This window comes from Zhongshania sp. R06B22 (genome assembly GCF_040892595.1).
In the GTDB taxonomy this organism is placed as follows: domain Bacteria; phylum Pseudomonadota; class Gammaproteobacteria; order Pseudomonadales; family Spongiibacteraceae; genus Spongiibacter; species Spongiibacter arctica.
In genome coordinates, this window is sequence record NZ_JBFRYB010000001.1 from 3,058,988 (window position 1) to 3,072,464 (window position 13,477).

Genomic DNA, 13,477 nt, shown 5'->3' on the forward strand with positions numbered 1-13,477 from the left:
CATGCCTCAAGGGAGTGAAAAAACCATTGAGACATCAGCGCTATTTCAATTCGCTGGAGCTTTTACCCAAAAGCTGGCGAGCAATAATCAACTGCTGAATTTGCTGAGTGCCTTCATAGATATCAATAATCTTTGAGTCACGGGCAAATTTTTCCAAGAGCTCACTTTGGCTATAACCCAATTGCCCGCAGATTTCGACACACTTGAGGGCAACGGTATTACCCATCCGGCCGGCCTTGGCTTTTGACATCGACGCATTCATTGAATTTGGCAGACGGTTATCTGCCATCCAAGCCGCTTTGAGAACAAGCAAGCGAGCCGACTCCCAATCGGCCTCCAGCTCATAAAGATCATTTTCCAAGGCACTGAGTTGGTGATAATTTTTAGTATATTTAAGTTCTAGACCGCTTTCTTTAAGTAGGTCTTGAGCCAAATCCAAGGCTGCTCGCGCTAGGCCAATCGCCTGAGCGGCAACCAGCGGCCGGGTATTATCAAAGGTCTGCATCACCCCGCCAAATGCCTTTTTTCGAGCCGCTGCGGTGGTGGCGATGTCAGGACTACCAAGCAAACTAGACTTGGGTACGCGGCAATTTTCGAACACAATCTGCGCCGTGTCCGAGGCTCGAATACCAAGCTTATGCTCTACCCGTGTCACCGTCATACCGGGTGTCCCTTTCGGCACCAAAAAGGACTTGATCGCCGCCTTGCCCATTGAGGTATCCAAGGAAGCCCAAACAACAACCTGACGACAGCGATAACCATCGGTAACAAAAATCTTCTCGCCGTTGATAAGCCATTCATCACCATCTAGAACAGCAGTGGTCTTGATATTCGCGGAATCAGACCCGCAGCCCGGCTCCGTGATTGCCATGGCGGCAAACAACTCACCCCACTCGGTTTTTTGTTCTTCGGTCGCCACCGCCTGCACGGCCGCATTCCCAAGCCCTATAACCGGAAGCGCAAGATACAGACCGGCATCGCCCCAGCACATTGCCTCGGTGGCAACCGCCATGCGCATGCTATTGCCATTGCGATTGCCTTCCTTGGGAGCGTCTTTATCGTTAGGCGCCTGTGGTGAGGATCCAACTTTCAACAAGGCCCCTAATTCCACAAGCTCTTCTGGCAGCTCCCTCTGCTCTAGCAGGTCGTACTTACGCGAAATTGGCCGCAGGCCGCCCTCGGCAAATTGATGCAGAAGCCCATCTAAATCTTGTAAATTTTTAGGTAGTTCTAAATTAATCACGTGATAAATCCTTTTTCAATTAGCGATGGGACGAGCTCAGACGATGGCCATGCCACTGAGGACTTGAAGCGCCCGCAGATTGCGATACCAAAGCTCGACAGGGTGCTCCCGTGTGAAACCATGCCCACCCAATAGTTGAACGCCATCCGTGCCAGTTTTCATACCCACCTTAATTGCCTGTCGATGAGCAAGGTAAGAGGTACGAGTAAAATCTAAACCTTGCTCAGCTTGCGAGGCCGCTCGATAAACCATTAAGCGCAGACCTTCGAGCTCAGTTGCCATATCAGCCACCATAAAGGCGACGGACTGGCGGTTGGATATCGGCTCGCCAAAAGCCACTCGCTGATTCACATAGTCTTTCACATAATCCAATACCGCTTGGCAGGTACCCACCGCAAGCGCAGCGGTTGCAATACGGCTTAAACCAAGAAAATGCTGGAGTTTAAAATCATCGCTCAGCACAGCGTCGCCAGAGACCGGCACATCATTAAGGCTTAAGCAGTAAAGTGGCAGGGGACGCAGCCCCATATAGGCTTCTTTTTCAAAGTCACAAGCCACAGTGAAGTTATCCAGCAGAAAACCCCGCGTGCCCAGCGATTCGCCGCCGCTAGATACGGCATTCGCAAACACCAATAATAGCTTCGCCTCTGGGCCGAAGGGCACCAGACTTTTCTTACCCGACAATAGCCATGAACCATCGTCTTGTTGATGCGCAGTCGTGGCAAGATTCTCAGCATCACAAGCAATGCCGGGCTCCATCAGCGCGATCCCAGCAGCTACAAAGGTGTCTTGTAACAAAGTGGCGGCGACCAGCGCCTGCTGTGATTCACTACCCCACTTCATCACCGTGTTAATGACAGCGAGAGGCGCGAGTATGGCCAGCGCCATAGACATATCGCCTTGCGCCAGATCTTCGGTAAGTAGGGTATTGGAAATGGGCTTGTGGCCGCCGCCAACGCCGCCCAATTTATCTGGAACCGGCATAAAATTCAGACCCAGCTCAGCGGTTTTATCAAGGAACCCCGTCGCTAAGGCCGCTGCTTCGTCGGCATCGCGAGCATTGGGAGCCATTTCTTCACGCGCGAATCGATGCATGACCTCTCTGGTCATGCTCTCTTCTTCGGTCGGTGTTAAATCAAACATAAGGGCGGTTTCAGTCATTATTATTCCTTAGTAATTAAGATCACACTGAGCGTGGAAATACCAAACCTGATACTGACACTCACTGCCAAAAATTGTAAGTCGGTTTACTCTAAAAGCCGAGCTGGTCTAAGCAGTCACTACACGTCAAACTAAGGCTGAAAGATGAGTAAACAACACCCCACTTTTGAGTGTGGCTAGACTCCTTGCAACATCGTCTCGCAAGCGGTGCCTTCAAGTATTTTATCTACCCTCGCGCGATCCTGATTACCCAGTGCGCGATAAGCTTCGTTAATCCACACAAGGCATTTAGCCTGATACGGGAAAGCGCGCTGCTCCCAGCGTTCGCCGTCAATTTCAGTGCTCCACGATTTCTCGCCGGCCTGCACTGCAGCCGCATTGGCCAGCAGCGCAGGGGCATAGACTCGACCCACTTCGGCCAACAATCCCTTTAAGGTATCAGGCTGATCCTCAAGGCGAGTCCAATCACTGTCTTTAGGATTCACCCCCGAAAGATCCTGCATAATATTGACCCAGGCGACGGTGCGAGGCGATAGCTTATGGGCAATACGACGGGGACTGGGATCAACACCAATTAATTGGGTGAGCTGCCCTAAAAGGCCGAAATCGCCCGCTCCGGGGCGATGGCCGAGCATATAGGGTTGTCGGCTCAAATGTTTTTCCATCGCCTGCAGAAAACGCCGATAGCTAGCCTCAATAACTGGCGCGGTAATGTCATTGGAACCGACGTAACTCAGCCTAGAAATCTGCCGACTAGTAAACATGGCTTTGAATTCTGCTGCCTGTGCATCGCTAAGGCTTATATCTGCACAAAATGGTAGCAAGGTTCCGGCATTGTCGGCATCTTCTTCAGGATACCAGCGATAGTGGAACATATACTTGGTGACCCATTCGTCGGCAAAGTCCTCAATCAAATAGTCAATAAAGGCTAATGCCGGGTCCGGTGGAATGACCGAACGGCCATCATATATAGCCTCTAAGCGCCGAATAATGGGACTTGAATCGCAGGTGGCGACTGGCTTGCCAGCTTCGTCTTCAAATAAAAATGTCGGCAAGAAAACCATCTTAGGTTTTTCAATACCCATTTTTTCCAGCACCACTTCTGGCATTCCCCAGGTCACCGCATAATGAATATGTCGATACCGCATTAAGGCAATCATTTTTAATGAATAGGGCGATGCAGTGGCGCCTATTAAGCGCAAGGGTTCACGTATGGGCATCTTAAACCTCCTAGATACTGTCTCGGCAGACAAGCCCAACAAGCATCCACATTTAGAGTACGTACTATTATTTAAATTCTACTCTGCGACGTCCTAATCATGATTAGACGCGCTACAGTTGGGCCAGTTCTCCGCAAACAATATACTATTGTCACAATTGATGCCAGATGTTAAAGCTATACTCAATTTATCTCTAGACGAGAAGATGCAGCGGGGCGAACCGGCCCCATGTAAACATTAACCTTGATTTGATTGGCAAACCTGAAGCGACGCGGCGCTGCTGGTAAATCCCGGTGAAGAGCCGATTGAAACTATTTGAGACAGCAGATTCACAGCCACTAAAGTGACCCAAAATAATTTTCGTCGTACATTGGCCCAGCATTTGAGTGTTACAATTAGACATCGGTATTTAGGGCGTCGAACTCCGTTCTATAAGGTAAGCAGAGCATACAAGATGACTACATCAAATTCGAAAATTTCGCCGGAGAGCGATGGTCGTCGTCAGCGAACAGAACGCAGCCGCACCGCCATTATTGAAGCGTCACTCAGCTTGTTAGAAGAAGGTATTCTGGTACCGACCGCACAGCAAATTTCAGATCGAGCCGGAGTGGGTATACGCACCTTTTTCAGGCATTTCGAAGACATGAACACCCTCTTCGAAGCGGTAGACGACAGCATTCGCAGCCACTACGAAATGCTCATCCTTACCGGCGATCGCAATGGTACGCTGGAAGAACGTATTGATCATGCTGTTGATCGACATGCCGCTGTTTACGAGCAAATCGCCAATATTATTTTATCAGCGGCGGCGCAGCGCTGGCGCTATGATGTACTGCGTAAAAATTATGCTCGCAGTCAACGCGGCCTGCGAAAAGACTTAGATAACTTGCTGCCAGAGATTAAAGACTTACCCCAATCAACACGCGAAGCCATTGATGCCATTGCGTCGTTTGAGATGTGGAATCGACTTCGGGAACATCAGGGCCAAAGCAAGCGCAGCACTATTAGTATTGTGAGCAGCTTACTTAAGACACTGATTATTCAATAAGCAGCATCTATAGAACCAGTCTTCGCCAACATTGACGACTAAAATCGAAATCCGTCCTAAAGCATTAGAAACATTGCGCTAGTGCTTTCTCTCGGCGAGTAGTCTCTGAATTTCTCGAGCAAACAACCAAAGTCTATCCTGCCCCCAAAGTGCAAGTACCTGCTTACCTTCGCCATCGAGTAGCCTAAAACTCGGCACTCCCCAAAGACCAGCGTCGTACATCGCGAGGCGATTTTTCTCTAGCTCTGACTCCCAAGCAGAGTCACCTAAATGCGTTTGGGCAGCCTTCCAATCCAAGCCAGCCTTTTCGACCACCCGCTGTAAACCTTTAAGTTTATTGGTGTTAACACCCTCAGCAAATGCGCAACGCAAAAAGCTAGACAGTAATTCATTGCCCTTGCCCTGCTGACAAGCCCAAGGATAGAGTGAATAACATTGCCTGACGGGATGACCTATGGGATCGTAGATCGGACCGAACGCCGTCCCTGCCGCCCTCGCCTCACGACCGCAGTCGCGCATAATATACGTGCCCTTCTCGCGCGTGGCGGGCACGCCACGCATCACCATCGGCAGTACCGGTTTAACCACTAAATTCACACCCGTGGTTCTCGCCAACTCCAGGGCGCGATCAAATATAATCGCAGTATATGGGCTGCGCAACGACGGGTAGATTTCAAATGTTAGGGTTCCGGTGTCTCGCAGCGAGCCAATTTCAATATCTTTACGGGGAGCAAGTAGCGGCTCACCCCAGCGATTATCTAGACCAAGCTCAACCAAGAGCGACTCAAGATAGCAGAGACGATCAACGCCCCAAAACCACTCATTGCCGTAGTGAAACATGGCCGCCGAGTAATGCCCGAGCGCGGTACGCCGCGCATTGCCTTGCTCAACTTGGCGAGCGGCATCTGCAGGTGCCAGCGCACCAAAGTGATCCGCAAGCGCTGTTAGGGCAGCTTGATCATGATTCCATAGCGCGGTATTCACGGCGACCACACACTCGATAAACCCCGCCGAATCCTGCTTGGCCAATATCGCATTTGCCTGCTCGACCAACTCACACGCTGGCAATTTTTGCGCAGCAGGGAATTCCAGTCCGTAATGCGGCGCAATATGACCGGCATCCTCAACTGCCAACCTCAATAGCAACTCCGGCTCTGGTGCATTATCACCAATAGGGCCAGACACCAGATGACAGATAACATCCACATCATAGCGCTCACTAAACTGCTGCAATAACTGCGCGGCGAGATAGCTATAACCATCATCTACTTGATGAAAGTATTCAATAAGCGCTCTCGATCCGGACTTCGCACGCTGCCTTTCATGTTTTTCGCGGGATTTACGCTGGTAATCGGCATGCGCCAAACGAGTCATAAACAATCTTGACGTCACCCACCGCCGCAGTCGACTTGGCTCCGAGGTCGACGCACCACCCTGATCCTTAAAGGTTTCACTCATTATTCTTATTCCTATATACGATCAATACACAACACTTCAAGGCAGCCATCAGTGCTAGCACTCATCTCAGCACCCACCCAAACATATAATGACACTATTAATGTCATTAGCGTAATTGTACCAACTGGCAAGCAATTCAAAAAGTCGTCAATAAAAAATCTCATCGCAAAGGCGGTCATACAGGCCCAAAAAGAAACCTTCGCGAAACGCGCTCGGGGGGACTAATCGAATATTATACGAAAGGCGACAACGACGCCGCCTGCAGGCTGGCTATAAATTCAGGAAAAATGATGCATGCGACAAGGAATTGCGGGAGCAGTGGCATCGTATGCCTTGTTTTTAAAAACCCGAAAACCAAAGTAAAACCGCACCCACAGGAGAAAAGAAATTGGGCAACAATAAATGTCGAGCGCCTAGATCAGCCATTCTCCCTGAAAACTGAAGACTCCCTCAAATATAGCGCTTTATGAAAGGCTGCTAGGCGGATCAGAAGGCTTTATTAGCCCGAATACCAAAATTGTGGTCTCTAGTGCCATTAGACACTCCCGCTAAATAGCGTGCTTCATACTTAAAACCACCGAAACTCCACCCTATCATCGGCCCAATCTGGTGGCCCTGCTCATTAAAAGAACCAAACTCCCCAAGGCGACCATAGTCATTAAACATCTCGACACCTAGGGTAATTCCACTATCAAGCTTCTTAGATATGCTAGCCCGGGTCTCAATTTCAGTACCGGTGAACGCCTCGTCGCTACCAAACTCCCATGCCCCAATTAGAATGCCACGAATGCGGATACCATTCGCTAGCCCCCATTGATTCGTCCAGTTAACCGCAAACATTTGCGGGTTATCACCCCTGCGCTGGCGGATATCGAAGCGCACACCGCTTGACCAAATATCATCGTCTACTTGCTTTTTAAAGTTATAAAGCATCTCTGCACGAATGTACTCATACAGAAATTCGCCACGATCACGATATTGCAGAATAATGCGGCCTCTGAACTGGTCATTAAAAGCATGTTGATAATGCAAGCGCGACGCCCAGTTGTCTTCTTGGCCATCTTCATCGGCAGGCGCCAAAGCTATACGGAGCTGCATACTACGATCGCCCGCCTTCACCCCCGGACCATGGACCCCAGAGGTGTTCGAGGCATTAACATGCATTGCGGGCGTTAGTAACAAAAAACTGATCGTGACGGCCAATATTCTGTTCAATTTAGCATCCCCATAGTCTTATATTTTTAATACATTAAAAGCAAAAATCCCTAGCTAAAAACTCTAGGGATTAAGAGTCAATATCATAAACCAAGCAAAGTGATAAATTCATTAAAAACACATTAAATTAGGATGAAATAATACACTCTATCATCATAGCTATACGAGTGATTTCAAGATCTTTAAAACCCCATTTTGCGGTACTCAATTCAATCAGTTGCCAGAAAATTTATACGCTTTAGGCAGCTAGTTTAGACCTACATAACTTGCTAGACTAAGCACCACAGATATTACGCTTTGAACCGGCAGTTTCTCACCGCTATATAGCATTTTTAATACTTATTATTAGCTAACAAAGCGTATCGAATCACAAGCATTTTTAGCAGCATTCGAGCCGTTTACTAGCTGTTATATTATCAATCATTAATGATGTCTTAATCTTACGTAGGTCAATATGTATAAGCGTAAACTTTTCTATTTTGGCCTGATCACATCCCTGGTCTTGCTACTTGCTATTCTCAGCACAGTATTATCAGCCAACCTTAATCGCAAAAACCTAAAACAAAGCAATATTGCACAGTCTTTATTGGTTGAGCATGAGCGAGTTTCAGGCATTTCATATCGACTGTTTAAACAGTTAACCGATGAAGTGATTCTTGGCCAAAGTGCCAATCAAGCTATTGTTCGCAATAAACGCGCTTTAATTAGTCAGTCGCTAAGCACCATTAGACAGCTCGAATTAGAACAGAGAGAGGCCCTCGGCGTTCAACACACCAAGGGGAGTGTTGAAGACACTGATGAGCTTGAGCTACTCATTGACGTCATTATCCGAGGATTCCAGCTGGTCTTTACAGGTAGTGAAGAAGCGCCCGTTGACCAACAGGAGCGCTTGCGTAGCTTACTGGAAGTCACGATTGACGATGAATTTAGAGAAGCTATAAATGCAGCGGTAAGCCGGCAAAGCAAGGTGGTTGCAACTATAAACGCACAGATCAATACACTTAATACTGCCATGGTCTGGTTCTCCGGTGGACTTGGCCTAATATCATTTTCTATTATTATTTATGGCTGCTACTGGCTGTTCAATCAGCTTTACCAGCCCATCATTCTAATTCGCAGTGCCACAAATGCTATTGCCTCTGGAGAGTATGACAAACCAATATCGGAGAAATTAGATCAGGAGTTTGAAGAGCTTGCCACCTCGATCAATCAGCTCGCCAAACGCTTAAAAGAGCACGAGGCCAATGAAATAAGATCAAGAAAACAACTCGAGCTTGATGTGGAGCAGCGTACTAGTGAACTCACTAAGGCTAACTTACAGCTTACTAAAATTGATGCACGTCGACGCCAGTTTATTGCTGATGTGTCCCATGAGCTGCGCACGCCCTTAACTATTATTCGCGGTGAAGCTCAGGTCACTTTACGCATGAGAACCGCAAGTCAGGAGGAGTATAAAGAGACTCTATCGGCAATTTTAGAGCAGTCCGTAAATTTAAGTAAGTTAGTTGACGACCTACTAATCCTGACCCGCGCAGAAATGCATCAACTGCAACTTCAAATAGAAAGGCTCAATATAGTCACTCTGCTTAGCGCCGAAGTGGGCCGCTGGCAGCGTCGCAGCGATGATAGACTAATAACTTTCACAGTAGACGAAACGCTGAGGGATATCGACGTAGCAATAGATAAGCCGCGTTTTCAACAAGTGATTTCTATTTTACTCGACAATGCGACCAAGTATTCAAAACCTGCCGGGGCGGTAGAAGTGGGTATTACCAAAAATGAGTCACTTGTCACCATTACCGTAAAAGACACTGGCGAAGGTATTTCTGCCGCTGAAATTGAAAATATATTTGAACGCTTTGTACGCTTTAGTCGTATTAACGAGGGCTTAGGATTAGGCTTACCCATTGCTAAAGCGATAGTCGAGGCACATGGGGGTCAAATAACCGTCAAATCTATTCAAGGAGAAGGCTCGACTTTTTCCGTTATATTACCTACCGAGTTACCCTCATGAATATTCTTATTGCCGATGACGAAAAGCCGTTGACCAATTTTTTGGCTCGCGGTCTCCGGGCAGAAGGTTATGAATGTGTCATTATTAATGAGCTACACGAAGTATTGCCTTATATTAAGAAGCACTCTCCAAAAATAGTGGTATTGGATCGTTTATTTGGGTCGGAAGATAGCTTAACCATTATCGCCGCTATTAAAGCCCTGCCCGCGCCGCCGATGATGTTAATGTTAACGGCTTTAGATGAGGTCAGTGAAAGGGTGAAAGGCTTGCAGGCCGGGGCCGACGACTATTTGTGTAAACCCTTCGACTTTGATGAGCTACTGGCACGTATTACCGCGCTGCGCAGATTGTTGGGCACCGCAGAAAAATCCCCTCAAAATACATTGAGCTTTGCTGGTTTAGAATTGCTGTTAGAGCAGAGAATTGCCATGCTAAAGGGTGAAGAGCTTTCGCTAACGAAAATTGAATATGAGCTACTACTATATTTAATTGAAAATCAGAAAAAAGTATTAACGAGGGAACGTATTCTAAGTCGTGTTTGGCAAACCCATAGCGATCCAAACACCAATATAGTGGATGTATATATTAGTCGACTAAGACGAAAACTGGATAGTGACCAAACGATCACTATCCAGACTTTGCGCGGCACTGGTTATCGCCTTAGCTTAAGCAGCACCTAGTCATCACTAGCAGACTTTAGTTGATGGGTGACAATAACTTAGGATTTACTACCAAGTTGCGTACCCCGTGGGAATAGTCTTCCTTAAAGATATTATCGTCGCACCAATCTTTTACCGAGTTAATATCCACGACCGCAACTTCTGGCCTAACGCTCCAGCTCACTTTTAAGGGCGACGCTGTTTCATTGTGTGATGGACCGGTAGTAGAACCCAAATACTCTACCGGTATGCCCGTATCAGTTGGGATATTTGGCGCCTGGTAATAGCCATTTATGGTGCTCACCGTTGTAAGGTCCTTAAAGTCTATCGCCTTTTTGTCATTCGCTAAGACAATCACCTGCCCTTCGACCCTCAAGCCGGGATTCATCGTGCTGTCAGATAAACATGCACCAAGCGTTGGTCCGGGCTTAATATCAGCGGAGGAAAACACAAAGTGAACTTCAAGGGTATCTCCTGATTGTAATGGGTCGCCCTTAGACGCGCACGCCTTACCTTTGATCGGCTTAAGTTGCGAGGAGCTCAGCTTGCCATCATATACATAGCCGGTTTCCGACCCCTTACCATCCCCGTTTCCGGCATACGTAGTAAAGTTTCCGCCCTTGTGTTCAGCATTTTTATGAAAATGGATATTACATAAATTCATTTGCGCACGGTTTGGCGCAGTGCCAAAAACTCGCTCATTCACGCCATAGCCTTGATCAATATCTCGTGGAGATTGGGGGCCAAAGCCCTTGCCGTCGGTATTAGCTTCTAGGGCAGCACGCTGCTTCTCAACCACACTGTCACTGACCGTGCTGGCCGACGCTGACATAGACACCACTAAGGCGCCACCGATAGCCACAGCGAGAATGTTTTTCTGAACATTAATATTCATCGATTTCATAATATTTATTCCTTTAAAAAGTACGGGGACCGGCCTGTTTAAGTTCAAAGCCCTGCGGCCCCCAATGAGTGAGTGTTATGCCTTTTCTCTTAAAATTTATAGCCAACTGAAACCATATATACGACTGGATCTATCTCAATCGTACTCACCGAACCTCTATCAGCACCTGCACTAAATGTAGCTTCAGTATCAATATCTATCCAGCGCACCGCGCCGTTTATGAACCACTTTTCGTCAAGGATATAATCGGCACCTATCTGAGCAGCAAGGCCAAATGAATTATCAAGAGACAAGTCACTCAAGCCAGCGGCTTCGTTTTCCGACGAAAATTCTTCGTCATAAATAAAGGTGTAATTTAAGCCAATTCCAGCGTAAGGCTGAAAGGCACTACTAGGCGAATTTAAGTAGTAGTTAACGCTAACAGTAGGGGGAAGATGTGTTACCTCGCCGAGTCGGGCTCCATTGCTAAATGACACATCGTGGCTAAAAGGTGTTGCCGCTAGTACTTCAACGTTAATCCTGTCCGTTATGAAGTAAGCGAAGTTCAATCCCAGCTGGGTATCATCTCCAATTTCAAGACTAGCGCCTTGATCGGCGCCGCCGACAAAAACGTTGGAGGTGGATTCGTCGGGGCTAACATTTGCAATACCTACGCGTGCTATTAGATCTCCTTTTTCAAATGCGACGACATGTTGTGAGGCTACTAGGGAAGCTAGGACCGCTATAGTGACACCAGACTTTTTCATTTTTGTTCTCGCAGTAAGTTATCTAAACAGATTCCATATTAAGGAAAGTATCTAAATAACTCTTAACGCCAACATTAAAATTAGATTAAGCAGTGGTGCGGGGGGGAAGAGCATTAAGGGGCATTGCTAGGCGCGCGGAGTCACATCTCAAACTACCAACCTAGCATCTACTCCCCTGCAAGGCAGAAAAAATAAGACGCTACGTGCAGACTTGAGATAACAGTAAGAGTGAAAAAAGTCAGGCTTTAACTTTTCTGAACCTTGAAAATTTGGACTTTGACCTGTTAGCCATATGGGGCATGATGCCCCCCTAGCCCAAATCAGTATCATCATCTAGAATTACTGCGCCAAGCTCGCCCGATTGCTTTCAGCCCCAAGAATTGGTCGGGGCTTACTCGGAAATTGACATTAATGGACTCGACAAGCCTGGCTAACTTGATGCTATTAAAACTTTTCTGGTCGCAGTACTTCGATATCGCTTACGAACAAGATCATCGCGTAATTGTCGTAATACTTTTGCTGTAGAAAGATGGATATTCGGGTCGCCGTGTCAGCATCACACACCACTTCTATGCGAATGTTGCCACTTGCCTCCCAGCCGGCATTACGAACCCCTCGGGTGCCTTTACCACGAGCGTCGGTAATGGTGTAACCATGGGCACCTTGACGTTCGATATCCCGGATCAAAGGCCCTTCTACGGCCGCTTCGGTGATTACCGTCAAGAGCTTGCGTGTATGTCCCTGCATTATTTTTTATCCTCCCATAGCCGCATGCGCCCATTGAGCGAGTGCATAATAAATTGGAATGCCAAACAAGACATTAAACGGGAATGTAACACCTAAGGAGGCCGCCAGCGACAATGTCGGACTGGCCTCGGGTACAGATATTCGCATAGCAGCTGGTACCGCAATATAAGAAGCACTGGCGGCCAAGGTCGCGAGCATGGTGATTCCGCCAACAGACAAGCCCAATGCCAAGCCCAGACCAGTGCCCACTAGCGACGAAAACAGCGGCATCCCAACGCCAAAAGCTACCAGAAATAATCCGTGGCGGCGCAGGCCGCCCACCTGCGTCGCCGTGAGTAAACCCATCTCTAACAAGAACAGGGCCAAAATACCCTTGAAGAGATCAAAGAATAGCGGCGTGATTGAAGACAGTCCCTCAGGTCCAGCAGCCCAACCAATGAGTAGACCGCCCACCAGCAACACAATGCTTTTTCCTAAAAAGACTTCGTGACCAACCTCACGCCAACGCGTCTGCCGAGACAGGCCACGCGCCAGAACAATACCAACTAAAATGGCGGGGATCTCCAACAACACCAAAAGTAGCGGCATGTGCTCTTCAAACGAGACCTGGCGGGAACCGAGAAAGGCGACTGCCACTGCATAGGTGCCAACGCTCACCGAGCCATAATGTGCGGCGATCGAAGCCGCATCTGCGCGCTTGAAGCGGCCTAGGTAAAGAAGTACCGGAAAGGCCAGTAGGGCAAGGAAAAAGCCCATTGCCACCACTGCGACCATATCTGGCAGCAAATCTCCGAAGGGCTGTTTGGCGAGTTCGATACCACCCTTAAGACCGATGGCGAGCAGCAGGAGTATACTCACAAATTCATAAATAGACGCAGGAAGACGCAGCTCCGAACGCAGTAAGCCGGCGACGAGACCTAGCAGAAAAAACAGGATAATAGGATCGGTCACATTCATTGCTATTCTCTATTCCATCTTTGTGTTTAATTTACAGTCAGGCCATCGATCTGACTCAATATGTACAATTATAATGACGCTTTGAATATTGCGTCGACGCCGCTT

The 13,477-nt window shown here is 47.9% G+C and carries 12 protein-coding genes; 3 read left to right on the forward strand and 9 right to left on the reverse strand.

Annotation, left to right across the window (positions count from 1 at the left end):
- Positions 1-40 precede the first annotated feature (40 nt).
- From AB4875_RS13930 to AB4875_RS13940, 3 genes are all read right to left on the reverse strand, one after another.
- Positions 41-1,243 carry an acyl-CoA dehydrogenase family protein gene (locus tag AB4875_RS13930; RefSeq protein ID WP_368376663.1) on the reverse strand — a complete coding sequence of 401 codons (1,203 nt, stop codon included), beginning with the start codon at positions 1,241-1,243 and terminating at the stop codon, positions 41-43.
- A gap of 36 nt (positions 1,244-1,279) precedes the next feature.
- On the reverse strand, positions 1,280-2,404 hold the full coding sequence (locus AB4875_RS13935) for an acyl-CoA dehydrogenase family protein (protein WP_368376664.1): 1,125 nt from the start codon (positions 2,402-2,404) through the stop codon (positions 1,280-1,282).
- Between the two features lie 176 nt (positions 2,405-2,580).
- Positions 2,581-3,624, reverse strand: a complete 1,044-nt coding sequence (locus AB4875_RS13940; protein WP_368376665.1) for a glutathione S-transferase family protein — start codon at positions 3,622-3,624, stop codon at positions 2,581-2,583.
- A 454-nt stretch (positions 3,625-4,078) separates the two neighbouring features.
- Here AB4875_RS13940 and AB4875_RS13945 point away from each other — a divergent pair, with 454 nt between their 5' ends.
- Positions 4,079-4,672 carry a TetR/AcrR family transcriptional regulator gene (locus AB4875_RS13945; RefSeq protein WP_368376666.1) on the forward strand — a complete coding sequence of 198 codons (594 nt, stop codon included), beginning with the start codon at positions 4,079-4,081 and terminating at the stop codon, positions 4,670-4,672.
- A 78-nt stretch (positions 4,673-4,750) separates the two neighbouring features.
- Here the strand turns inward: AB4875_RS13945 and AB4875_RS13950 are convergent, their stop codons facing one another.
- On the reverse strand, positions 4,751-6,130 hold the full coding sequence (locus AB4875_RS13950; protein ID WP_368376667.1) for a DsbA family protein: 1,380 nt from the start codon (positions 6,128-6,130) through the stop codon (positions 4,751-4,753).
- 486 nt (positions 6,131-6,616) lie between these two features.
- Positions 6,617-7,345 (reverse strand): hypothetical protein, encoded by a 729-nt coding sequence (locus AB4875_RS13955; RefSeq protein ID WP_368376668.1) that lies wholly within the window; start codon positions 7,343-7,345, stop codon positions 6,617-6,619.
- A 454-nt stretch (positions 7,346-7,799) separates the two neighbouring features.
- Between AB4875_RS13955 and AB4875_RS13960 the strand changes: the two genes are divergently transcribed.
- Together AB4875_RS13960 and AB4875_RS13965 are read left to right on the forward strand one after the other, a co-directional pair.
- Positions 7,800-9,359 (forward strand): sensor histidine kinase, encoded by a 1,560-nt coding sequence (locus tag AB4875_RS13960; protein WP_368376669.1) that lies wholly within the window; start codon positions 7,800-7,802, stop codon positions 9,357-9,359.
- Entirely contained in the window at positions 9,356-10,039 is a 684-nt protein-coding gene (locus AB4875_RS13965; RefSeq protein WP_368376670.1) for a response regulator transcription factor, read from the forward strand. Before AB4875_RS13960 ends, AB4875_RS13965 begins: the two co-directional genes overlap by 4 nt.
- A gap of 16 nt (positions 10,040-10,055) precedes the next feature.
- Here AB4875_RS13965 and AB4875_RS13970 read toward each other — a convergent pair whose 3' ends face one another.
- From AB4875_RS13970 to AB4875_RS13985, 4 genes are all read right to left on the reverse strand, one after another.
- Positions 10,056-10,922: a delta-class carbonic anhydrase gene (locus AB4875_RS13970; RefSeq protein ID WP_368376671.1), complete on the reverse strand. Its 867-nt coding sequence runs from the start codon at positions 10,920-10,922 to the stop codon at positions 10,056-10,058.
- A gap of 89 nt (positions 10,923-11,011) precedes the next feature.
- Positions 11,012-11,668 carry an OmpW family outer membrane protein gene (locus tag AB4875_RS13975; protein WP_368376672.1) on the reverse strand — a complete coding sequence of 219 codons (657 nt, stop codon included), beginning with the start codon at positions 11,666-11,668 and terminating at the stop codon, positions 11,012-11,014.
- Between the two features lie 444 nt (positions 11,669-12,112).
- On the reverse strand, positions 12,113-12,415 hold the full coding sequence (locus AB4875_RS13980; protein ID WP_368376673.1) for a P-II family nitrogen regulator: 303 nt from the start codon (positions 12,413-12,415) through the stop codon (positions 12,113-12,115).
- Between the two features lie 6 nt (positions 12,416-12,421).
- Positions 12,422-13,372, reverse strand: a complete 951-nt coding sequence (locus tag AB4875_RS13985) for a sodium-dependent bicarbonate transport family permease (RefSeq protein ID WP_368376674.1) — start codon at positions 13,370-13,372, stop codon at positions 12,422-12,424.
- Positions 13,373-13,477 lie beyond the last annotated feature (105 nt).

Coding starts and splice junctions, on each gene's coding strand:
- AB4875_RS13935 (WP_368376664.1), bottom strand. CDS start 2,404: ATGACTGAAACCGCCCTTATGTTTGATTTAACACCGACCGAAGAAGAG.
- AB4875_RS13940 (WP_368376665.1), bottom strand. CDS start 3,624: ATGCCCATACGTGAACCCTTGCGCTTAATAGGCGCCACTGCATCGCCC.
- AB4875_RS13980 (WP_368376673.1), bottom strand. CDS start 12,415: ATGCAGGGACATACACGCAAGCTCTTGACGGTAATCACCGAAGCGGCC.
- AB4875_RS13950 (WP_368376667.1), bottom strand. CDS start 6,130: ATGAGTGAAACCTTTAAGGATCAGGGTGGTGCGTCGACCTCGGAGCCA.
- AB4875_RS13970 (WP_368376671.1), bottom strand. CDS start 10,922: ATGAAATCGATGAATATTAATGTTCAGAAAAACATTCTCGCTGTGGCT.
- AB4875_RS13945 (WP_368376666.1), top strand. CDS start 4,079: ATGACTACATCAAATTCGAAAATTTCGCCGGAGAGCGATGGTCGTCGT.
- AB4875_RS13960 (WP_368376669.1), top strand. CDS start 7,800: ATGTATAAGCGTAAACTTTTCTATTTTGGCCTGATCACATCCCTGGTC.
- AB4875_RS13975 (WP_368376672.1), bottom strand. CDS start 11,668: ATGAAAAAGTCTGGTGTCACTATAGCGGTCCTAGCTTCCCTAGTAGCC.
- AB4875_RS13965 (WP_368376670.1), top strand. CDS start 9,356: ATGAATATTCTTATTGCCGATGACGAAAAGCCGTTGACCAATTTTTTG.
- AB4875_RS13985 (WP_368376674.1), bottom strand. CDS start 13,372: ATGAATGTGACCGATCCTATTATCCTGTTTTTTCTGCTAGGTCTCGTC.